The sequence below is a fragment of the Streptomyces sp. CC208A genome, assembly GCF_030010625.1.
Classification (GTDB): Bacteria; Actinomycetota; Actinomycetes; order Streptomycetales; family Streptomycetaceae; genus Streptomyces.
Genome location: NZ_JASCXN010000031.1, coordinates 29194 through 50074, shown reverse-complemented (window position 1 = coordinate 50074; position 20881 = coordinate 29194). Strand labels below are relative to the sequence as shown.

Below are 20881 nucleotides of genomic sequence, written 5' to 3'. Positions count from 1 at the left end.
CGCGCGCGTGCTACTGCCCCACGCGGCCGTCGATCCGCTCGCGGAGCAGGTCGGCGTGGCCGCAGTGGCGGGCGTACTCGGTGATCTGCATGGTGAGCAGTTCGCGCAGCTGCCCGCCGTCGGCGATCGGGGCGCCGAGGTCCGGGGAGGCGGCGACGAACCGGTCCGTCAGTTCCGCCTCCTCCCTCCACCGCCGCCAGGCGTCCTCGACGACGGCCGGGTCGGCGACGGCGCCGTTCCAGTCGGCGTCGCGGTCGTCCGGGGTGCGGTAGATCCGGGGCGTGTCCTCGCCGGCGAGGCGGCGGAAGTGCCGCTCGTCCTCGGCCATGTGCCGGATGAGCCCGAGCAGCGACATGGTGGAGGGCGGTACGGACCGCAGGGCCAGCTGCTCGGCGTCCAGGCCCTCGCACTTCAGCTCCAGGGTGAGCCGGAAGTGCCGCAGGGCGTCGAGGAGGGCGCCGCGCTCGTCGACGACCACCGTGCCGCCGCCCTCGCGCGGATCGTCGTCGGGGTCGGCCCACATGTCGGTGTGGACGGTGGAGGTCGTCCACCGCTGTACGTCGTCCGTGCCGCTGGTCCGCATGCGGGCATGGTGGTACGACTCCGCTCCCGCCGCCACCGAATTGCCCTCCGGCCTCAGTTGTGCCGCAGCAGGGCCTCCACGAGCCCGGCGCGGGTGGCGGGGAAGTCCAGCGGGACGATGCCGAGCCCGGTGCGGCCGGCCGCCCAGGAGCCGTCCAGCCAGGAGTGGACGCGGGGGTTGAGGTTGTCGGAGTTCCAGCGGGGCGGCAGGCCGGCGGAGGTGCTGACGAAGTTCACGTACAGAGGACCAGGGCGCTCGACGGCGGCGTGGAAGTGGGCCTCGATCTTCGGGTACTTGGCGTAGGGGAGGGCGTTCCAGTCGTCCTGGACGGAGAAGTGGCGGGAGTCGGCCCACCGCAGCCCGGGCAGCCCGCCGTTGTCGGCGAGCAGCACGACCCGCCCGCGCGCCTCGCCGAGCAGCGGCAGGCCGTCCCCGATCCGGAAGAGGGAGCGCCAGCCGCGCCGGTCGAGGTAGTCGTCGAAGACGCTCCGGAAGACGGCGTCGGACTCCTCGGAGTACTCCTGCTTGACCCGCATGAGCACGGTCTCGGAGGGGTGGGCGGCGAGGAAGTCCCGGCAGGCGATGAGCACGTCGCCGAACATCATGTGCTGGTAGGCGGCGCCGTGGTGGATGGCGAAGGACCCGCCGGTCACCCGGCACCGCACGTCCAGGAACCGCACCCCGCTGTCGAGCTGCTGCGCGATGGTGGTGTTCTGGCACTCCGCCCACGGCCCCCCGAACCGCGCCCCGGAGTCGTGCGTCCCCGGAATCGTGAGCCGCGCGAGCGCGGTCCCGTCCCCGTGCGCCCCCATCCACGCGCGCGTGTCCACCGCCGAGGCCCTCGCGGCGGGCGCTCCGGCGAGCAGTACGGCTCCGGCCCCGAGGGCCCCGGCGAGAAAGCGTCGTCGCTCCATGAGCCCCACCATGACAGGCACACGACAACTTCACCAGAGCGGCGCTCGGCCTCTTTGGTCCCGACCATGAGGATCCCTCAGATCCTGCGCCGGACCTCCTCTGCGAACTGCGGCACGCCACCGGCGGCGAGCCGGTCGAGCAGCCCGTGCAGATCACGCGGCTCACGCCGGTAGCGAGCCGCCTGCGCCCTCAGCACCGCCAGGACGGTGACCGGCGCGAGGTCGAGCATGTCGAGCAGGAAGTCGTCGGGGTGCAGGATCTCGATGTCGTACGGAGCGCCGGCCGCCCGCGGAAAGTCCCGGAGGTTCAACGTCACGACCGCATGCGCCTGCCCCCGCACCGCGGCGGCGAGGACATGCCGGTCCTTGGGGTCGTTCGTCATGGCCGACACGAGCGACTCGCACTCCGTCACCGAGCTGTCGGGAAACCACTCCTCCGGCTTCGCGACGAGCCCCTCGGCCTTGCCGTCTCCCACCTTCTCGGCGATGTTCCGCCGAAGCTCCTCAAGGATGCCGGCCGACAGAGCGGTCACGCCCCACCGCGTACGACACTTCGCCTCAGGCAGCCGCCTTCCGCTCCGCCACGACCCGCACCCGTTCCCCCAACCCGCGCACCGCCCGGCTACCGGGCTGCGAGGCGACGTGCTTCCTGAGCACCCCGAAGTGCTCGTCACCACGTGCCGTCGACAGGACGGTGTAGTCGTCCAGGAAGCGGTCCCAGGTCTCGCACGCCGCCTCGACGTGCCCGAGTTCCCACTGCCGGGCGGCCAGTACGCCGTGCGCGTGCACACGCCCCTGCCGCTCGTGCGACGGCCGTGCCCGGTTGGACCGCTGCATCGCCTTGACCGAGCCCGGCAGGTCGCCCAGCTCGTACAGCACGTGCGAGACGTGGAAGTGGTACGCGGCCTGGTCGTACCCGCCGACCGCGTCGTTGCGGCCGTCCGCCCGGGCCAGCGCCTCCTCTGCCTCCCGCAGCCGGGCGAACGCCTGCCGACGGTCCTTCACCATTGCCGCGCCGTGCGCCTGCTGGCCCCGGAGGAAGGCGACGAGGCGCGGCCCGGCCGACGGGGCCGCCTCGGCGGCGGAGTCCGCGTGCTCCAACGCTTTCGACCCGTGTCCGAGGTTCGACGCCTGAAGCGCCATACCCCGCAGGGTCCGGCAGTACGTGAGCTGGTCGCCGGCCTCCCGGGCGAGGTCGAGGGCCTGCACGAAGTACCGCTGGCCGAGGCCGTGTGCCCGCTCGTACATGGCCATCCACCCTGTGAGGTACACGAAATCCGACGCGGCCGAGCGCATCTCCTCACGCACCTTCGGCGTCGCGTCCGCCTCCAGCCACGACAGCACCGTGTTCGCCAGGAAAGCCGCCGCCATGGGGCGGGCGTGGCCGCCCCCGAGGTCGTCCAGGATCGTCGCGATGTGGTCCGTCATCTTCCGGACCGTGGCCACCTCACCGGCCCCGACACGGACCGTACGCCCCGCCCTCCGATCCTCCTCGGAGCCGTCCAGCCGGTCCCCCAGGTCGGAGAACCGGGGAACCATCAGAGCGGCCGAGTACAACCCCGTAGCGAGTACACCGCGCCGCGAGGGATCCATGTCGTTTCTGACGAGACCGGCCAGACCGCGCGTGCCCCTCTCGCTGTCGGCATCGGCTCCGGTGTCGGGAAACCCGAGCTCCGCACAGGTCACCGGCCGCCGGACACGCCGCGCGAACGCCTCCGCCACGATCACCCGCGCGGGTTCCTTCGGAAGGGAACCCCGGAGCCAGTAAGTCACCGTGCTCGCGGAGTAGTTGAGCGTCAGTCCCGCCTCGGCCCCAGCGCGGTTGACGGCCCGCGCGAGCTGTCCGTTTCCCCAGCCCGCCTCGACCATCAAGGCGGCAAGGGCGGTGTTCGGTGTGCGTCCCATTCCCAGCTCCCTGGCATTCAACGCATTCAACGACCCCTCCAGCATGGACCGTTCTCCTGGGCGGTGTACCCCCGTTGAATGACTATCAGCCATCCAACGCTCACCCTCCGTCGAGAGGACAGCCATGCCCGTCCCCGCCCGCCCCCATGACGAATCCGGCCTACCCGAGCGCCCACCACGTCGGCCCATCGCTCCCGAGCCGTCTCCCGGTGCACCGAGCCGAGCCCTGCGCCTGCGGGCGGCGCGGGGCTGGCTGACGTTCATGCGCCGCGTCGAGGCCGAGACCAGCAACGACCGTCGGCAGGAGGCCGAGGCATGAACCCGGTCGACCCTGCGGGCTACGAGCAGCACCCGCTGCTGCGCCGGAAGGTCCGTGACATCCCCAGCAACGGTGAAGGCGAGCTGATGGCCGTCACGCACGAGCTGCACGACGACGGCCGGGTGGTCCGCATCGCCCACATCCGCCCCGCCTCCGGAGTCGAGTGGTCCACGGCCGTCGACAACATCCAGCCCGTGATCTGAGCATCACGAGAAAGGAGGAACGAGTGAGCGTGTTCGCCACCGAACACAAGGCGACGCCCGGCTACCTCGACGTCGCAGCGAACGCCAACGGCGCCGAGAAGGGGCTTCTCATGCACCGGGCGCTCCAGCGCGTCACGTCGCCGCGTCCGCACCTGGTGGAGATCGGTCCCGGCGGCGGTGCCGCCGTCGCGTACCTCGCGGAACGTCTCCAGATGTCGGACCGCTCGGACCACGCGAACGACATCACCCTCACCCTGATCGAGGTACCCGGAGTCGTGTCCCGTTCGCTCACGGAGGCCATGAACGCCTTCGACCGTACCGGGACCTGCACGCTGGTCGAGGGTTTCGCCCAGGACATCGACACCCTGCTCGACCGCAGGGCGGACGTGATCGGCGCCTCCGCGCTCCTGCACGAGGTGTACTCGTACGCCGGCGGGTACGGCGGCATCCACTCCCTCATGCGGAAGATCCCCAGGGTGCTGACCGGGGAGGGGTACTTCGCCTACCGCGACGTGTACGCCGTCCGGGCCCCTTCCCTGCACGAGCGCGTCACCCACGCCTACGACGGACCGTCCTGGCTCCAGTTCCTACGTATGTTCCTGCCCCACTACATCCGGGAAGGGACGCACCCCTACCACCATGCCGAGGATGAGGTCGTCGCCCGCCAGGGATCCCGGATCACGCCGGTCGACGATCTGTCCCGTACGACCGGCGCCGTCATCGGTGCACCGGTCGGGCTGTTCCGGGAAGTGCAGCGTCACTACATCACCTTCCGCGACCACGTGTGGCGCTCCGGTGTCCTCGGCTTCGTCCCCGTCCTGGACGGGCAGCTCGCGGCCGACTGGCTCGACGCGAGAACGGGGCACAAGCGAGTGCGTTACGTCCTCACGGGATCGGACTGGCTGCCCCGGTCCCACAAGGCCATGCTGCTGGCGGTGAGCGAACCCTACGGAGACCGCTACACCGTCGACGGCGACATCTTCGACGAGTGCACCGACGTGGCCCTGACGGCTTTCCTCACGGCCGCCGAGCGCGGCGACACCGCCTGCCTCGCGATCTGGGAGGCGTGGAGCACGCGAGAGGGCCGGGAGACGTATGCCTACCTGACCCTGGGCGAGCTGATCACAGCGTTCGCCGTGAACTCCGCGACGGAGGAGTCGGTCCTGCTCCCGGTGGAGCCCGAAGACGTACTGGTCCAACAACGCAACTACTACAACCGCTATCTGACCAAACGCCTGCCGAACCCCTTGGACGACGCCAAACAGCTTGTCCTGTTCCGCCGCATCCCCTTCATCGACACCGAGACACTGGGGCAGGCCATGACCACGGTCCAGGGCTGGTGCAGCAAACGGAACCTGACCCGTGTCTACCGCGCGATCAACACCGGAGAAGGCACGTGACCGAGATCGAAGTCGAGCGCAAGCGCGAACTGACCATGCCGTCCGGCGAACTGGAGAAGCGCCTCCGCGACCTCGGCTACGAGAACGCGGGGACGTCGACGGAGACCGACGTCTACTACTCCCGCCCCGACGTCGACTACATGGCGACCGTCGAATGCCTGCGGGTCCGCCGTCGCGGCGACCGTACCGAGATCACGTACAAACCGCCCACCACACGGCACACCCACCGCGCGGACGACGTGATCGCCAAGCCGGAGACCGATCTCGTCCTGTCCGGCGGGCAGGCGCTCCAGGCCGAGGCGCTGCTGACCGCGATCGGCATGGTCGAGCTCGTACGGGTGCTCAAGCACCGCACCACCTACCGTCTCGGCGACGTCACCGTCACCCTCGACGAGGTGGCCGGCGCGGGGGTCTTCGCCGAGACCGAGATCCTGTCCGCCGATCCCGACCGCGCCGCCCGGCTCCTCGACGAGGCCGAGGCCCGCCTCGGTCTGGTCGCGTGCCCCACGGTGGCCCTGCCGTACCGCGATCTGGTCATGCGACGGTGCCGCGACGGCTGAGGCACGGGAAAGGGGGTGACGGACCGTCGAAACGGTTCGCCGCCCCCTTCGTTCCAGAGACCGCCAAGGACTGCTGGAGGATTACTGGACGACCGTGATGCGGTCCGCCGCCGGGACCGGCAGCGGGGTCGCGGCGGTGGAGTGGGCCGCGAGGTAGGCGTTGAGGAGGTCGAGGTCCGAGGCGCCGACCAGCTTGTTCGTGCCGGTGGCCAGGGCCGCGAAACCGTCGCCGCCGCCCGCCAGGAACTCGTTCATCGCGACCCGGTAGGTCTTCGACGGGTCGATCGGCTCGCCGTTCAGCCTGATCGTGGACTCGACGACGCGGTCCGCGCCCGTCTTGGTCATGTCGAGCGTGTAGGTCAGGCCCTCCGAGATCTGGAGGATCTTCGGGGACTCCTCGTTACGGCCGCTGACCTGCTGCTTCAGCGCCTCGATCAGGTTGGCGCCGGTCAGGTCGACCACGTTCATCATGTTGGTGAAGGGCTGGACCGTGAAGGCCTCGCCGTAGGTCACCACGCCGTCGCCCTCGGAGCCCGAGGCCTTGTGGACGAGGTCCCCGCGGATGCCGCCCGGGTTCATCAGGGCCAGCTGGGCGCCGCCCTTGTCCGCCGGGGCCGTGCCCTCCAGCTGCGCGTCGGCGATCAGGTCGCCGAGCGGCTTCTCGTACGCCGTGGAGCCGCGGCCGTTGATGTCGGCGGCGATCCAGCCCTGCGGGCGGTTGGCGATCGGCGCGGAGAGGGTCCGCCAGTCCTCGATCAGCTTCGTCATGTCCGCGGCCTTCGCCACGTCACGCGTGACGACGTGGTTGGCCGAGGCGACCGCGGTGCGGACGATGTCCTTGGTGCGGCGGTCGTAGGTCAGCGTCGTGTCGGTGTACAGCTTGCCGAAGGAGGCCGCCGAGGTGACCAGGCGCGGCTTGCCCGCCGGGTCCTTGATGGTGCACGCGTACGCCTGGTGGGTGTGGCCGGTGACCAGCGCGTCGACCTGCGGCGAGATGTTCTTCGCGATCTCGACGATCGGGCCGGAGATGCCGTCGCCCGGACCGGGGCTGTCGCAGTCGTAGTTGTACGCGGACGAGGCCGGCGCGCCGCCCTCGTGGATCAGGGCGACGATGGACTTGACGCCCTGACGCTCCAGGATCTTCGCGTACTTGTTGATCGTCTCGACCTCGTCACCGAACTTCAGGCCCTTGACGCCCTCGGCGGTGACGATGTTGGCGGTGCCCTCCAGGGTCACGCCGATGAAGCCGATGCGGACGCCGCCCTTCTCCCAGACGAAGGTCGGGTCGAGGATCGGCTTGCCCGTCTTCTCGTTCGTCACGTTGGCCGCGAGGTACGGGAAGTCGGCGCCCTGGAACTTCTCGCCCGGCACGTAGCAGCCGGCCGTCGGGTGGCAGCCACCGTTCTGCATGCGGGCCAGCTCGACCGCGCCCTCGTCGAACTCGTGGTTGCCGACCGAGGTGACGTCCAGGTCGAGCTTGTTGAGCGCCTCGATCGTCGGCTCGTCGTGGAAGAGACCGGAGAGCAGCGGCGAGCCGCCGATCATGTCACCGGCGGCCGCCGTGATGGAGTAACGATTCCCCTGGCGGGCCTTGCGCAGGTGCGTCGCCAGGTACTCGACACCGCCGGCGTCGATCTGCGTCGTCGTCCCGTCCTCGTGGACGTGCGTGACCCGACCCGAGGAACCGGCCGGCGGCTCCAGGTTGCCGTGCAGGTCGTTGAAGGACAGCAGCTGGACGTCGACCATCCGGCCCCAGCCCTTGCCGTTCGTCCCGCCCGCGGCGGCCTCGGCGGCGCCCTGCGAGGCGCCCGCCGGCAGCGCGGCGACGAGCGCTCCGACCGTCGCCAGCCCCGCGCCGGCGGCGAGAATCCGCCGCCCGGCCTTGCTCTTCCTGCGGTTCACTGCCATCTCTTCCGTGGTCCCCTTTACCCTTTGCCCCGATTCACGACGTCGAGCATTCGCCCGCTCCGCGGACGCAGCCTAAGGTCAACGCGCGTAGCGCAACAGGGGGGAGTGGGTTACAAGACAGTTGCCGCTGGCTGACGGGGTGTCGCCGTAGGCTCGTCCCATGACTTCCGACGCGGCACCCGCCCTCGAACCGGGACGGCAGATCCAGACGTACGACGAGCTCACCCCCGAGCAGGTCCAGGAGGTCATGGACCTGCTCACGGCCGCGGACCGCGCCGACGGCGTGCACGCGGTGTCCGAACAGGGCCGCCTCTACCTCCGCCACGGCCGGCGCGAGGGGGTGCGCCACTTCCTGCTCACGGTCGGCACACAGTTGTACGGCTACGCCCAGCTGGAGGAGACCGACCCGGTCGAGGCCCCGGCCGCCGAGCTGGTCGTCCACCCCGAGCAGCGCGGCCGGGGCCACGGGCGCGCCCTCGGCACCGCCCTCCTCGGCGCCTCCGGCAAGCGGCTGCGGGTCTGGGCGCACGGCGGCAAGCCGTCCGCCCGCCACCTCGCCCAGGTCCTGGGCCTCACCCTCTTCCGCGAACTGCGGCAGCTGCGCCGCCCGCTGGCCCCCCTGGACATCCCCGAGCCGGTCCTCCCCGAGGGCGTCACGATCCGCACCTTCGTGCCCGGCCAGGACGACGCCGCCTGGCTGGCGGTCAACGCGGCCGCCTTCGCCCACCACCCCGAGCAGGGCTCGCTGACCCAGCGGGACCTGGACGACCGGATGGCGGAGCCGTGGTTCGACCCGAAGGGCTTCTTCCTCGCGGAGAAGGACGGCGAACTGGTCGGCTTCCACTGGACGAAGGTGCACGCCGAGGAGCGGCTCGGTGAGGTGTACGTGGTCGGGATCCTGCCGGAGGCGCAGGGCGGCGGCCTCGGCAAGGCCCTCACCGCGACGGGGCTGCGGCACCTGGCGGGGCAGGGACTGCCGACGGCGATGCTGTACGTGGACGCCGACAACACGGCGGCGGTGCGGGTGTACGAGGGAATGGGCTTCCGGACCCACGAGGTGGACCTGATGTACCGCTCGGAGTCCTGAACGCGCAGATCGGAGGGGGCGGTTGACACCGCCCCCTTCTTTCCACCACCCTTTCACTACTTGATTAGTGAAAGGGTGGTGCAAAGGAACGTGGTCGAGTACCGCATCGACCGGCGCAGCGGCGTCGCCACCTACCTCCAGATCGTCCAGCAGACGAAACAGGCCCTCCGGATGGGCCTCCTGGAGCCGGGCGACCGCCTGCCCACCGCACGCGAGGTCGTCGAGGCGACGGCCATCAACCCGAACACCGTCCTCAAGGCCTACCGCGAACTCGAACGCGAGGGCCTCGTCGAGGCCCGCCGGGGCCTCGGCACCTTCGTCCGCGCCACGCTCGGCACCACCGCCCCCGCCGACTCCCCCCTCCGGGGCGAGCTCGACGCCTGGGCCCGCCGGGCGCGCGCCGCGGGACTGGACCGCGAGGACGTGTCCGCGCTCTTCACCGCCGTACTGGCACAGCACTTCGAGGGGGACGAGGAAAAGTGACCACGACCAGCGAGGGGATCGCCCTGCGGGCGGATCTCCTGGGCAAGAAATACGGCGGGAAGTACGGCGTCCGGAAGGGCGGCTGGGCGCTCCGGGAGTGCGACTTCGCCCTCCCCGTCGGCCGGATCTGCGCTCTCGTCGGCCCCAACGGCGCCGGCAAGTCCACCCTCCTCGCCCTCGCCGCCGGCCTGCTCCGCCCCACCGAGGGCACCCTCGAAGGACCCGCCCGCGAGGACCTGGCCTACATCGCCCAGGCCAAGCCGCTGCACCCCCGGCTCACCGTCGCCGACACCCTCCGCATGGGCCGCGAGCTCAACCCCGGCCGCTGGGACGACGCCGCCGCGCTCCGGGTCGTCGAGGGCGGCGGCTTCTCCTCCGACACCCTCGTCCACCACCTCTCCGGCGGCCAGCGCACCCGCGTCGCCCTCGCGCTCGCCCTCGGCAAGCGCGCCGGACTCCTCCTCCTCGACGAGCCGATGGCCGACCTCGACCCGCTCGCCCGCCACCAGCTGATGGGCCTGCTGATGTCCGACGCGGCCGAGCGCGGGACGACGGTCGTCATGTCCTCGCACATCCTCACCGAGCTGGAGGGCGCCTGCGACCACCTGATGCTGCTCGCCGGCGGCCGCGTCCGCCTCGACGGCGCCGTCGACGACCTGCTCGCCGCGCACACCCTGCTCACCGGCCCGGTCGCCGACCTCGCCCCGCACACGGTCGTCGACTCCCGTACGACGGGCCGTCAGCTCACGGCCCTGGTCCGCCGCGAGGGCCCCATAGAGGGCCCCTGGGAGACCGCCGAACCCTCCCTGGAGGAACTCCTCCTCGCCCACCTGCGCAACCCCGAAGGAGCCACCGCATGAGCAGCCTCTCCCTGAAGGGCCCGGCCTGGGTGACGGTCCGCCAGTACCGGCGGACGCTGTGGATCGCGGGCGCGGCGGTGGTCCTGGCCTTCGCCGTGATCGGCGGGCTGCGGATCTGGGACGCGCAGTATCCGGACGTGCGCGTGGAGAACGGGGGATGGGTCCCGTCCCCCGACAACAGCGGGTACCACACACTTCGCTGGGCGCTGGAGTACGTCGGCGGAGGCGCGATCCTGCTGCCGCTCGCCGTCGCCGCCCTGGTCGCGGGCCCGATGGTGGCGCGCGAGTACGAGTCGGGGACGTACCAGCTCTCCCTCACCCAGTCGGTGAGCCCGGCCGCCTGGCTCCGGTCCAAGCTCGCCGTCGCGGCCGGCGTCGCGGTCCTCGCCGTGCTCGCCGCCATGGGCGTCTTCCAGTTCGGCCACAGCCGGGTGGAGGAGGGCTGGGGCTTCTTCTGGGGCGACCCGGGCACCTACGCGCTGACCGGCATCGTCCTCTTCGCCCACGTCCTCGCCGCCGTCGCCGTCGGCGCCCTGATCGGCCAGCTCGTCCGCCGCACCCTCCTCGCCATGTCCGCCGCAGGACTGGTCATGGGCGTGGTGACGCTCGCCTTCACCTCGTACCGCTGGTCCATCCTGTCGACGGAGAGGATCACCGGCCCCCTCAGCCACTCCCTCATGGTCCCGGAGGACTATCTGGCCATGGACTCCGGCCTACTCACCCCGTCCGGTGCCCGCTTCGACCGGATGATCTGCTGGGAGCAGGCGAACCGGGCCTCCGGGGTGGACGCCCAGGAAGGGATCTGGGGCAAGGTGGAGGCCCAGTGCCACGCCGAGCACGGCATCACCACGCAGTTCCTCGACTACCACCCCGTCTCCCACCTCTGGCCCACCCAGCTCATCGAGACCGGCATCGTCCTCGCCCTCGCCGCCCTCGCGACCCTCGCGGCCTTCCGGGTCCTCCGCGCCCGGCACCCGTAAACCGACACCCGTAAACCGACACCCGTAGCCCGTACGGGTGAACCCACGGGGGCGGGGCCGTCACAGGCCCCGCCCCCGATTCCCGTACGACATGTCGTCGTTACCGGCCATTCAGACGCGCTTGCGACGCTCACGCAATGAAGCGATCCGTGATCATGCCCGGCGGGGTCCCCTCCCCGGGAAGACTTCCCAAGGGGAGACTGCCCTCCCCCACGGTCCGCTCCGACGCGCCCGAGGGCCCCATCGCGCGGAAGAATGGGGCCATGAGCCAGCAGCCCGCCGAGGTCCCGGTCCAGACCTCCGCCACCGCGTCCCCGCAGCCGTCCCTGGGTTCCATAGCGGCCCACCGCCCGCACGCGGCCCCCGAGGCCGCGGACGGCCTCGACACCGCCCTCGGCACCGGTCTCGACACCGGCCTCGACTCCGAGATCGACGCGTACGACGCGTACGACGGCGGCGACGACGACGGCTCCGGGGAGCTCCCCCAGGGCCGCTTCCTCGACCGCGAGCGCAGCTGGCTCGCCTTCAACGAGCGGGTGCTCGAACTCGCCGAGGACCCGACGACGCCCCTCCTGGAGCGGGCGAACTTCCTCGCGATCTTCGCCTCGAACCTCGACGAGTTCTTCATGGTCCGGGTCGCGGGACTCAAGCGCCGCATCGCCACCGGCGTCGCCACCCGCTCCGCCTCCGGGCTCCAGCCCCGCGAGGTCCTCGACCTCATCTGGACCCGCTCCCGCGAGCTGATGGCCCGGCACGCCGCCTGCTACCAGCAGGACGTCGCCCCGGCCCTGGCCGACGAGGGCATCCACCTGATCCGCTGGCCCGAGCTCACGGAGAAGGAGCAGGCGGGGCTGTTCACGCTCTTCCGGCAGCGGATCTTCCCCGTCCTCACCCCGCTCGCCGTGGACCCGGCGCACCCCTTCCCGTACATCTCCGGCCTCTCCCTCAACCTGGCCGTCGTCGTCCGCAACCCGGTCAGCGGCCACCGCCACTTCGCCCGCGTCAAGGTGCCGCCGCTGCTCTCCCGCTTCCTGGAGGCCTCCCCGCAGCGGTACGTGCCCCTGGAGGACGTCATCGCGGCGCACCTGGAGGAGCTGTTCCCCGGCATGGAGGTGCTCGCGCACCACATGTTCCGGGTGACGCGGAACGAGGACCTGGAGGTCGAGGAGGACGACGCCGAGAACCTCCTGATGGCCCTGGAGAAGGAGCTCATGCGGCGCCGCTTCGGCCCGCCGGTGCGCCTGGAGGTCGAGGAGTCCATCGACCCGTACGTGCTCGACCTGCTCGTGCGCGAGCTGAAGATCTCCGACGCCGAGGTCTACCCGCTGCCGGGACCGCTCGACCTCACCGGCCTGTTCGGGATCGCCGGGCAGGACCGGCCCGAGCTCAAGTACCCGAAGTTCGTCGCCGGCACCCACCGGGACCTCGCCGAGGTCGAGTCCGCGTCCGCGCCCGACGTCTTCGGCGCGCTGCGCGAGCGGGACGTGCTCCTGCACCACCCGTACGACTCCTTCTCCACCTCCGTCCAGGCCTTCCTGGAGCAGGCGGCGGCCGACCCGGACGTCCTCGCGATCAAGCAGACGCTGTACCGGACCTCCGGCGACTCCCCCATAGTCGACGCCCTCATCGACGCCGCCGAGTCCGGCAAGCAGGTCCTCGTCCTCGTCGAGATCAAGGCCCGCTTCGACGAGCAGGCCAACATCAAGTGGGCGCGGAAGCTGGAGGAGGCCGGCTGCCACGTCGTCTACGGCCTGGTCGGGCTCAAGACCCACTGCAAGCTGTCCCTGGTGGTACGCCAGGAGGGCGACCTGCTGCGCCGGTACTCGCACGTCGGCACCGGCAACTACCACCCGAAGACCGCCAGGCTCTACGAGGACCTGGGCCTGCTCACCGCCGACCCGCAGGTCGGCGCGGACCTCTCCGACCTCTTCAACCGGCTCTCCGGCTACTCACGGCGCGAGACGTACCGGCGGCTGCTCACCGCCCCGAAGTCGCTCCGCGACGGCCTGGTCTCCCGGATCACCAAGGAGATCGCCCACCACCGGGCCGGGCGGCCCGCGTACGTGAAGATCAAGGTCAACTCGATGGTCGACGAGGCCGTCATCGACGCCTGCTACCGGGCCTCCCGGGCCGGCGTCCCGGTCGACATCTGGGTCCGCGGCATCTGCGCCGTGCGGCCCGGCGTCCCCGGCCTCTCCGAGAACATCCGGGTCCGCTCGGTCCTCGGCCGCTTCCTGGAGCACTCCCGGGTCTTCGCCTTCGGCAACGGCGGCGAGCCCGAGGTGTGGCTCGGCAGCGCCGACATGATGCACCGCAACCTGGACCGGCGCATCGAGGCCCTGGTCCGGGTCTCCGACCCCGCCCACCGGGCGGCCCTCACCCGGCTCCTGGAGACCGGGATGTCCGACACCACCTCCTCCTGGCACCTCGGCCCGGACGGGAACTGGACGCGCCACGCGACCGACCCGGAGGGCAAGCCGCTGCGGCACGTGCAGGAGATGCTCATCGACGCGCGGAGGCGCCGGCGTGCCCAACCTTGACCCCACGCAGTCCCTTCACGACGTGACCGCGGGGGAGGTCCTGGCCCCCTACCTGCACGCCCGGGCCGCGGACTTCCTCCGCGGCCTGCGGCAGCACGGCGAGAGCGGCGCGGACACGTCGGGAGCGGAGGAGGCCGCCGGCACGCTGCGGGCGGCCGCCCGCCGGATCAGCGGGAGCCTGCACACCTTCCGGCCGCTGCTCGACCCGGCCTGGGCCGACCACCTCCGCACCGAGCTGGCCTGGCTCTCCGGCACCCTCGCCCTGGAGCAGGCCTGCACCTCCCGCCTGGTCCGGCTCATGGACGCGCTGAACCGGCTCTCCCACGGCAGCGGCCCGGTGCCGGCCGCCCGCGGCTCGGAGGGGCCCGGGCTGACCGTCGGCGCCGCCCGGGCCGGGGCCCTCCTGGAGCGGCAGCTCACCCTGGCCAGGACCCGGGCCCACTCGGCCGCCCTCCAGGCCCTCGGCTCCTCCCGCTTCCACGCCGTCGCCGACGCCGTGGCCCTGCTCGCCTCCGAGGTGCCGCTGGGCCCGGCGGGCTCGGCCCCCGCCCCCGAGGTCCTCGACGCCTCCGCCTCGGTCGCCCGCCGCCGCCTCCTCGACGCGGTCGACGCCCTGCCGCTGACCCGCGCCGCCCACCCGTACAACGCGGAGGCGCTGGCCCTGGCCGCCGGCGAGAGCCAGGACGCGCCCTGGCACCACACCCGCCTGCTGCTCCGCCTCCACCGGTACGCCACGGAGGTGACCTCCTTCGGCGCCGACCGTGACGCCCCCCTCTACGAGGCGGCCCGGGCCCTCGACCGCCACCGCGACGCCGCCGAGGCCGCCGCGGCCGCCGCCGCCGCGGCCCGCACCCCCCGGATCGCCCCCGCCACCGCGTACGCCCTCGGCGTCCTCCACGCCGACCAGCGCCACGAGGTCGAGGCCGCCCGCTTCGCCTTCCAGCGCGCCTGGAACGCCACCACCGTCCCCGTCCCATGACCCACGAGACCCCCGAGACCGCTCCGGTACGCGCCGCCGGCTGCGTCCTGTGGCGGCCGGCGCCCTCCGGCCGGGGCATCGAGATCGCCCTCGTGCACAGGCCGAAATACGATGACTGGTCGCATCCGAAAGGCAAGCGGAAGCCCGGCGAGAGCGCCGGGGAGTGCGCGGTGCGGGAGGTCCTTGAGGAGACCGGGCAGTCCTGTGCGCTGGGCGTCCGGCTGCCCACCGTCCGCTACCCGGTCGCCGGCCGCCCCAAGGAGGTCGTCTACTGGGCGGCCCGCGCCCTCGGCGGGAGCTTCGTCCCCGGCCGGGAGGTGGACCGGCTGTGCTGGCTGCCGCCGGAGGCGGCCCGGGCCCGCCTGAGCCAGGCCCGTGACCGCGAGCTGCTGGAGGCTCTTCTGTCCGCCCTCGCCCACTGAGGCCCCGTACCGGGGCGCGGTTTCGCAGCCGGTCAGCCGGTCAGCCCCGCTGCCAGTCGAAGGCGTTCGTCGAGCTGGTCCTTCGCGAGCTTCAGGGTCTCGGCGTTCCTCTCGACCGCGCGCTGCTCGTAGGCCGACAGGACCGCGTAGTGGACACCGACCAGGTTGACCCGGTGCTTGCAGAGCACGTCGGCCTTGGCGGCGCTGATCGCCTCGGGGCCCGACCGCGCCTCGCCCAGCCCGAGCTCCTCGGCCGCGTTGTGCGGATCCCGTGTCCTGTAGCCGGATTCCGCCATGCAGTCGGACCAACGCCGGTCGACCGCACGGACGCGGGAGTCCCCTCGGTACTCGGAATCGGCCTGGTTGCGCAGGTTGAAGACGTACAGCAGGTCGACGGTGCCCGGCTTCGGCGCGTACAGCTTGAGGAAGGACTCGCGCGTGCAGCCGCCGAAGGGGATGCGCTTGCCGTTGGCCTCGGTCGCGCTGCCGCCCTCGCTCTCGGCCTCCTGCTGGCTCGCCGGCAGGTCCTCGGGCTTCAGCCCCGGCTCCCCCAGCAGCACGATCTCCGCGGTCCTGCTCAGCGTCCCCCGCCCGGTGTCCCGCGGCGGCTCGGAGCCCGCGGTCCGCGGATTGCGATAGCCGTACTGCGAGGCGGTCTTCAGGTCGGTGACGCCGAAGCGCCGGGAACCGCCGCGCGGCTGCTGCGGCGAACTGTTCTGAGGGGCCTGGTAACGGAACCCGAAACGGGCCATGCACCGGGAGGTGAGGATTCCCTGCGCCCGGGCGAGGGTGCGGTTCTGCTCGTCCGTCGCCTCGAAGGCGTCCAGCGGGAATCTCAGCGTCGTCGCCTCGGCGATCGTGGGGATGGCGGGCACCGCCGGCTCGGCGGCCGCACCGGCCGGCCGGGCGCCGTCGCCCGAGCACCCGCTGAGCAACGCGACGGCTGCCAGCGCCGTGACCGGGAACGGGGCGCGGCGGTGTGGGGCTGCGGAAAGCATGTGGTCCTCGCAAGCGTGCGCGCAACACCGCGTGGCGGTCGCGCTGATCAGTGGGCGTCGTACGGGAAGGCCGACGAGATCTGGTTCTTGAAGGTGCGGGAGGCGTCGCCCTTGTATCCGGGCGGCAGGGTGCCCTCCGCGCCGTCACCGTCGGCGTCCGTGTACACCCACCACGTGCCGGTGTCGCGGTTGTAGTACGAGGCCGTGTTGTCGTTGGTGGTCTGGCCGTAGCCGTAGCAGGTGCCGCTCGGCCTCCAGAACGTGTCGTTCGAGAAGTCCCAGTCGGAGACGGCCAGATCGAAGACACAGCCCCCCTGACCGGAGTTGTAGTAGAGACCGAACTCGTAGGCCTCCAGGCTTCCGTCCTTGTTGAGGGCGGCTGCGCCGGGCGCCGTGACCAGTCCGATCCCGGCCATGGCCACGACGGCGAGCACGCCGCCGACGAGCCGGCGACGCGTCATGGAGCTGCTGTTCATGTCTTCCCCCCATAAAGTCGACACGATGGCACCCTAGGACGAGGGCACTCAAATGCCGTTCATTTAAAGCGACTTGATGACACACGTCCACCCTTTTATGATCTCTGGACCCGGGCGATGATCGTGAAGGGATCCGGGGGCGGCAGCCCCAGTCGTGGTCGACCACCACAGTCCCGTGACCGGCGGACGGTCATCCCGCAGCAGATCTCCTCACCAGTCCATGGGGGCCAGTTCATGAATGTCGTCCGCGCGGTGCCGAGCCGTGTCCGTGCCGCCGCTGTCACCTGCGTCCTCGCCGCCCTCGCCGTGGGGTGTGCCGGTGCCGGCACGCCGAGCGCCGCCGGTTCCGCCTCGGCCGGCCCCCAGGACGTCGGCTACTACCGGTGCCTGGAGGATCAGGGCGCCGTGCTCGAGAAGCGGGACGACGCCCAGCTGCGGGTGGACAAGGACGCCGCGGCGAAGGACCCCGAGGGCATGGCGCGCGCCGAAGCCGCCTGCAAGGATCTCCTGCCCCCGCGACGGGACGCCGTGCCGCCCGCGGAGAGGCTGGCGAAGGCCCGCGAGTTCAGCGCGTGCGTACGCGGCAAGGGCTTCGCCGACTACCCCGATCCCGACCCCGAGACGGGTGACGTCCCGCTCCCGCCCGGCATCAAGGGCACGGACATGGAGCGGCTGCGCGTCGCCGAGCGTGCGTGCGCACCCGGCGACGGGACCGACAGCGGCCACTTGGGCGGGTGAGCGGGTGAACGAGCCCCAGGAGGGCGCCGCCACACCGCCACGGCCCGGCGCCACCGCACGACGTCGGCGCTGGGCGCTGGCCGTCGCCGGCACGGCCCTGGCCCTGACCGTCGGCGGGGTGCTGGTCGCCGGCACCGTCAAGTCGCCCGCACAGGCGGCCGCGGACGCGGGCCCGCCCCCGGCCGACGTGCTCACCGCCCCGGTCGAGCACCGGGTGCTCGTCACCTCCGTCATCACCCGTGGACAGGTGACGGCCGAACAGTCGCTGCGGATCAAACCCCAGGTCAGCCCCGGTGAGGGTGCGACGAGCCCGGTCGTGACCCGGCTTCCGGTACGCCAGGGCGAGGCCATACGCAACGGCAAGGTGCTCGTCGAGGTGAGCGGGCGCCCCGTCATCGCCCTGCGGGGCTCGCTTCCCTCGTACCGGGATCTGCGTCCGGGCTCGTCGGGCGACGACGTACGCCAGTTGCAGACCGCGCTCGGGCTGCTCGGCCACCCGGCCGGCCGGGACGAGAAGGGCGTCTTCGGCGCCGGCACCCAGGCGGCCCTCGCCGCCCTCTACAGGGACACCGGCTACACCCCGCTGCCCGCGCAGAACGACGAGGGCGCCGCCCTCACGGCCGCCCGGGCAGCCGTGAGGCAAGCCGAACGCGCCCTGGAGGACGCGCGGGCGGCGGCCGCGGACGAGAACGCGGGCGAAGGCGTGGACAAGAACCGGGGCGAAGGCACGCACACGGACGGGACGAGGAGCGCCAGGGACGACGCGGACCGGATCGTACGCAGAGCGGTCGAGGACCTGGCCGCCGCCCAGGAGATCCTGGCCGAGGCGGAGGCGGCCGCGGGTCCCATGCTTCCCGCCGGTGAAGTCGTCTACCTCACCAGCTTTCCCGCCCGGCTCGACGCCGTACAGGGGAAGGTGGGCAGCGAGGCCGCGCAGGCCGCGCTCACCGTCTCGGCGGGCCGGCTGCTCGTCCAGGCGTACGTGCCCACGTACCAGAAGGAGCTGCTGCGCCCGCAGCAGAAGGTCGAGATCCACTCCGAGCTGACCGGCGTGACCGCCTCGGCACGGGTCGCGTCCGTCGCCGACACGCCCACCGAACCGCCACAGGGCGAGTCCGACGGACAGCAGACCGGCCCCGAGGCATCCGGCTACCTGGTGGAGGTGGTGCCGGACCGGGCGCTGGACGAACGGCTCACCGGACAGGACGTACGCCTCACCATCGAGGCGGGATCCACCGGGACGAAGGCGCTCGTGGTCCCCATCACCGCCCTCAGTTCGGAGATCGACGGCAGGACGGTGGTCACCGTGGTCACCGCCTCCGGCGACCGGCGCCGGGTCGAGGTCCGCCCCGGCGCGACCGGCGACGGATACGTCGCCGTGACCCCCCTCGGCGGTACGCCGCTCCGCGCGGGCGACGAGGTCGTCACCGGGATCGCCCGCGACGCCGCGCCGGAGAGCACGACGGGAACGGTCGGCGGCGGACCATGACGCACGGCACCCCGGCGTTCCCGCACGACGACCACACGCCTGTCATCGAGTTCCGGGACGTCGGCCTGACCTACCCCGGGCCCCCGCCGGTCGAGGCGCTGAAGCCGTGTCACCTCACCGTGGCCCCGGGGTCCTTCCTCACGGTGGTGGGACCCTCCGGCTCCGGGAAGTCCAGCTTCCTCAACATCCTGGGTCTGCTGGACACGCCCTCCAACGGCACGTACCTGCTCGACGGCATCGACACGGGCGCGCTGAAGGACAGCGAGCTGACCGCCCTGCGTGGACGCCGGCTCGGCTTCGTCTTCCAGGCGTTCCACCTGCTCCCGCACCGCAGCGCCCTGGAGAACGTCGCGCTCGCCCTGGTCTACAGCGGTGTGCCCCGCAAGGAACGCGGTGACCGTGCCCTCGCCGCGCTGGAACGCGTCGGGCTGGGGGACAGGGTCCACTCCGTCCCGACCACGCTCTCCGGCGGCGAACGGCAGCGCGTCGCCATCGCGCGGGCCCTCGTCGCCCGCCCCTCCCTGCTGCTGTGCGACGAACCGACCGGAAACCTCGACTCGGCCAACGCGTCCTCCGTCATGGCCCTGCTGAGGGAGCTGCACGAGGACGGGATGACCATCGTCGTGATCACCCATGACCCGGACGTCGCGGCCCGCGGCAGCCGTGTCCTCACGATCCGTGACGGGGTCCTGGACGAGGTGGCCCCCGCCGTGGCACGCACGACGGGAGGACGGACGTGATCCGTCGCGGCACGCCCGTCGTGCCACCCTCGGTGTTCGGGTGGCGGGACCTGCTGTCCGAGGCGTTCGCGGGAATGGTGCAGAGGCCGGCGCGCTCGGTGCTGACCGCCCTGGGGACGGTGCTCGGGGTCGGCGCCTTCGTGGCCGTCCTGGGCCTGACCGCCACCGCGTCCTCGCAGATCGACGCGCGCTTCAACGCCCTGACGGCGACGGAGGTCACCGTCCAGGACGTGGCACGGGAGCAGAACGAGTTCGCCGGCCCGGCCTTCCCCGAGGATGCCGACGCGCGCGTCCAGCGGCTCGCCGGCGTACGGCACGCCGGGGTGTACTGGTCGGTGCGGCTGCCACCGACGACCTCCGTCCGGTCGGCACCGGTGGGCAGTTCGGGTCGGCCGGCGGACGGTGAGCGCGCCGAGGTGGTCGCGGCGTCCCCCGGGGTGCTGCGGGCGGCCTCGGTCACGGTCGTCGAGGGCCGGCTCTACGACGAGTTCGCGACGGACCGGTCGCAGCCGGTCGCCCTCATCGGGCGCGGTGTCGCCTCCCGGCTGGGGATCTCCACTCTGCAGACGCGTCCGGTGGTGTTCGTCGGGGACCAGCCGTTCACGGTCGCCGGCATCATCGGCGGCACCGAACGCAAGGCGGACCTCCTGCTGTCCGTGGTCGTCCCGCACCGCACGGCCGAGCGGATCTGGGGCCCGCCGGTCGAGGGCGCCGCCATGCTGATCGCGACCGACCTGGGCGCGGCCCGCCAGATAGCGGCCGAGGTCCCCACCGCGTTGCGTCCCGATCACCCGGAGTACCTCAAGGCCGTGCCCCCGCCGGACCCGCGGTCCCTGCGCGGCAGCGTGAGCGGCGACCTGAGCCAGCTCTTCCTCGTGCTCGCCGCGATCTGCCTCGTGATCGGCGCCGTGGGCATCGCGAACACCACGCTCGTGGCGGTTCTGGAACGCACCGCGGAAATCGGTCTGCGGCGGGCGCTCGGCGCCCGGGGACGGCACATCACGACGCAGTTCCTCGCCGAATCGGGCGCACTCGGCGCGCTCGGCGGGCTGGTCGGCACGTCGCTCGGTGTGCTGACGGTGGTGACGGTGGCGCTGGTCCGGGACTGGACCCCGGTCGTCCACCCCGCCACGGTCGCGGCCGCGCCGACGATCGGGCTGCTCACGGGGCTGCTGGCCGGGCTGTATCCGGCCTGGCGGGCGGCGCGCATCCAGCCGGTGGAGGCGCTGCGGCGCTGAAGCGCCCGGGTGAGCGCGTCCCGGCCCGCAAGCCCGGCGACGCCTGCTGGATCCCGGCC

Annotated in this window: 21 protein-coding genes; 14 read left to right on the top strand and 7 right to left on the bottom strand. The window is 72.1% G+C overall.

All coding sequences use genetic code 11. The annotated features are described in order from the left end of the window. Window positions 1–10 precede the first annotated feature (10 nt). The 4 genes from QK442_RS27950 to QK442_RS36420 all read right to left on the bottom strand — a co-directional run bounded on the left by QK442_RS27950 (window position 11) and on the right by QK442_RS36420 (window position 2925). The gene (locus QK442_RS27950) at window positions 11–583 is read right to left on the bottom strand and encodes a DinB family protein (RefSeq protein ID WP_282696851.1); all 573 of its coding nucleotides are present in this window, start codon (window positions 581–583) and stop codon (window positions 11–13) included. Between the two features lie 53 nt (window positions 584–636). Further along, window positions 637–1497 carry a phosphatidylinositol-specific phospholipase C gene (locus tag QK442_RS27945; RefSeq protein ID WP_282696850.1) on the bottom strand — a complete coding sequence of 287 codons (861 nt, stop codon included), beginning with the start codon at window positions 1495–1497 and terminating at the stop codon, window positions 637–639. A 77-nt stretch (window positions 1498–1574) separates the two neighbouring features. Beyond that, a complete protein-coding gene (locus tag QK442_RS27940; protein ID WP_282696849.1) occupies window positions 1575–2030 on the bottom strand; it encodes a PIN domain-containing protein in 456 nt (151 codons plus the stop codon). Between the two features lie 25 nt (window positions 2031–2055). Then, entirely contained in the window at window positions 2056–2925 is an 870-nt protein-coding gene (locus tag QK442_RS36420) for a hypothetical protein (protein ID WP_349239685.1), read from the bottom strand. Window positions 2926–3717: 792 nt separating this feature from the next. On the opposite strand from QK442_RS36420, the gene QK442_RS27930 reads away from it, so the two are divergent. Genes QK442_RS27930 through cyaB form a run of 3 tightly spaced genes read left to right on the top strand, consistent with a single transcriptional unit; the run spans window position 3718 to window position 5884 of the window. Next, window positions 3718–3924 carry a hypothetical protein gene (locus QK442_RS27930; protein WP_282696847.1) on the top strand — a complete coding sequence of 69 codons (207 nt, stop codon included), beginning with the start codon at window positions 3718–3720 and terminating at the stop codon, window positions 3922–3924. Window positions 3925–3947: 23 nt separating this feature from the next. Further along, window positions 3948–5324, top strand: coding sequence for a hypothetical protein (locus QK442_RS27925; RefSeq protein ID WP_282696846.1), 1377 nt, complete (start codon window positions 3948–3950; stop codon window positions 5322–5324). Then, window positions 5321–5884 (top strand): class IV adenylate cyclase, encoded by a 564-nt coding sequence (cyaB, locus tag QK442_RS27920; RefSeq protein ID WP_282696845.1) that lies wholly within the window; start codon window positions 5321–5323, stop codon window positions 5882–5884. Before QK442_RS27925 ends, cyaB begins: the two co-directional genes overlap by 4 nt. Window positions 5885–5965: 81 nt before the next feature. On the opposite strand, the gene QK442_RS27915 is transcribed toward cyaB, so the two are convergent. Then, the gene (locus QK442_RS27915) at window positions 5966–7792 is read right to left on the bottom strand and encodes a bifunctional metallophosphatase/5'-nucleotidase (protein ID WP_282696844.1); all 1827 of its coding nucleotides are present in this window, start codon (window positions 7790–7792) and stop codon (window positions 5966–5968) included. A gap of 160 nt (window positions 7793–7952) precedes the next feature. Between QK442_RS27915 and mshD the strand changes: the two genes are divergently transcribed. From mshD to QK442_RS27880, 7 genes are all read left to right on the top strand, one after another. Then, complete coding sequence (gene mshD / locus QK442_RS27910; RefSeq protein ID WP_282696843.1) at window positions 7953–8879, top strand: mycothiol synthase; 927 nt, start codon at window positions 7953–7955, stop codon at window positions 8877–8879. 90 nt (window positions 8880–8969) lie between these two features. Beyond that, window positions 8970–9362, top strand: a complete 393-nt coding sequence (locus tag QK442_RS27905; protein WP_282696904.1) for a GntR family transcriptional regulator — start codon at window positions 8970–8972, stop codon at window positions 9360–9362. Further along, entirely contained in the window at window positions 9359–10222 is an 864-nt protein-coding gene (locus QK442_RS27900; RefSeq protein WP_282696842.1) for an ABC transporter ATP-binding protein, read from the top strand. Before QK442_RS27905 ends, QK442_RS27900 begins: the two co-directional genes overlap by 4 nt. Then, complete coding sequence (locus QK442_RS27895) at window positions 10219–11202, top strand: ABC transporter permease (RefSeq protein ID WP_282696841.1); 984 nt, start codon at window positions 10219–10221, stop codon at window positions 11200–11202. The genes QK442_RS27900 and QK442_RS27895 overlap by 4 nt, the downstream gene beginning before the upstream one ends. Window positions 11203–11465: 263 nt before the next feature. Continuing rightward, a complete protein-coding gene (locus tag QK442_RS27890; protein ID WP_282696840.1) occupies window positions 11466–13742 on the top strand; it encodes an RNA degradosome polyphosphate kinase in 2277 nt (758 codons plus the stop codon). Beyond that, on the top strand, window positions 13729–14721 hold the full coding sequence (locus tag QK442_RS27885; protein ID WP_282696839.1) for a CHAD domain-containing protein: 993 nt from the start codon (window positions 13729–13731) through the stop codon (window positions 14719–14721). Before QK442_RS27890 ends, QK442_RS27885 begins: the two co-directional genes overlap by 14 nt. Continuing rightward, window positions 14718–15143, top strand: a complete 426-nt coding sequence (locus tag QK442_RS27880) for an NUDIX hydrolase (protein ID WP_282696838.1) — start codon at window positions 14718–14720, stop codon at window positions 15141–15143. Before QK442_RS27885 ends, QK442_RS27880 begins: the two co-directional genes overlap by 4 nt. A gap of 32 nt (window positions 15144–15175) precedes the next feature. On the opposite strand, the gene QK442_RS27875 is transcribed toward QK442_RS27880, so the two are convergent. Next, complete coding sequence (locus QK442_RS27875; RefSeq protein WP_282696837.1) at window positions 15176–16141, bottom strand: hypothetical protein; 966 nt, start codon at window positions 16139–16141, stop codon at window positions 15176–15178. Between the two features lie 47 nt (window positions 16142–16188). Next, complete coding sequence (locus QK442_RS27870) at window positions 16189–16617, bottom strand: hypothetical protein (protein WP_282696836.1); 429 nt, start codon at window positions 16615–16617, stop codon at window positions 16189–16191. Window positions 16618–16851: 234 nt separating this feature from the next. On the opposite strand from QK442_RS27870, the gene QK442_RS27865 reads away from it, so the two are divergent. From QK442_RS27865 to QK442_RS27850, 4 genes are read left to right on the top strand one after another with little or no spacing between them, the layout of a single operon-like run. Continuing rightward, a complete protein-coding gene (locus QK442_RS27865; RefSeq protein ID WP_282696835.1) occupies window positions 16852–17355 on the top strand; it encodes a hypothetical protein in 504 nt (167 codons plus the stop codon). Window positions 17356–17359: 4 nt separating this feature from the next. Further along, window positions 17360–18844: a peptidoglycan-binding protein gene (locus QK442_RS27860; RefSeq protein WP_282696834.1), complete on the top strand. Its 1485-nt coding sequence runs from the start codon at window positions 17360–17362 to the stop codon at window positions 18842–18844. Continuing rightward, window positions 18841–19584 carry an ABC transporter ATP-binding protein gene (locus tag QK442_RS27855; RefSeq protein ID WP_282696833.1) on the top strand — a complete coding sequence of 248 codons (744 nt, stop codon included), beginning with the start codon at window positions 18841–18843 and terminating at the stop codon, window positions 19582–19584. Before QK442_RS27860 ends, QK442_RS27855 begins: the two co-directional genes overlap by 4 nt. Then, complete coding sequence (locus QK442_RS27850) at window positions 19581–20822, top strand: ABC transporter permease (RefSeq protein WP_282696832.1); 1242 nt, start codon at window positions 19581–19583, stop codon at window positions 20820–20822. Before QK442_RS27855 ends, QK442_RS27850 begins: the two co-directional genes overlap by 4 nt. Window positions 20823–20881: the final 59 nt, after the last annotated feature.

Coding starts and splice junctions, on each gene's coding strand:
- QK442_RS27880 (WP_282696838.1), top strand. CDS start 14,718: ATGACCCACGAGACCCCCGAGACCGCTCCGGTACGCGCCGCCGGCTGC.
- QK442_RS27870 (WP_282696836.1), bottom strand. CDS start 16,617: ATGAACAGCAGCTCCATGACGCGTCGCCGGCTCGTCGGCGGCGTGCTC.
- QK442_RS27890 (WP_282696840.1), top strand. CDS start 11,466: ATGAGCCAGCAGCCCGCCGAGGTCCCGGTCCAGACCTCCGCCACCGCG.
- QK442_RS36420 (WP_349239685.1), bottom strand. CDS start 2,925: ATGACGGACCACATCGCGACGATCCTGGACGACCTCGGGGGCGGCCAC.
- QK442_RS27945 (WP_282696850.1), bottom strand. CDS start 1,497: ATGGAGCGACGACGCTTTCTCGCCGGGGCCCTCGGGGCCGGAGCCGTA.
- QK442_RS27915 (WP_282696844.1), bottom strand. CDS start 7,792: ATGGCAGTGAACCGCAGGAAGAGCAAGGCCGGGCGGCGGATTCTCGCC.
- mshD (WP_282696843.1), top strand. CDS start 7,953: ATGACTTCCGACGCGGCACCCGCCCTCGAACCGGGACGGCAGATCCAG.
- QK442_RS27930 (WP_282696847.1), top strand. CDS start 3,718: ATGAACCCGGTCGACCCTGCGGGCTACGAGCAGCACCCGCTGCTGCGC.
- QK442_RS27950 (WP_282696851.1), bottom strand. CDS start 583: ATGCGGACCAGCGGCACGGACGACGTACAGCGGTGGACGACCTCCACC.
- QK442_RS27855 (WP_282696833.1), top strand. CDS start 18,841: ATGACGCACGGCACCCCGGCGTTCCCGCACGACGACCACACGCCTGTC.
- QK442_RS27895 (WP_282696841.1), top strand. CDS start 10,219: ATGAGCAGCCTCTCCCTGAAGGGCCCGGCCTGGGTGACGGTCCGCCAG.
- QK442_RS27865 (WP_282696835.1), top strand. CDS start 16,852: ATGAATGTCGTCCGCGCGGTGCCGAGCCGTGTCCGTGCCGCCGCTGTC.
- QK442_RS27875 (WP_282696837.1), bottom strand. CDS start 16,141: ATGCTTTCCGCAGCCCCACACCGCCGCGCCCCGTTCCCGGTCACGGCG.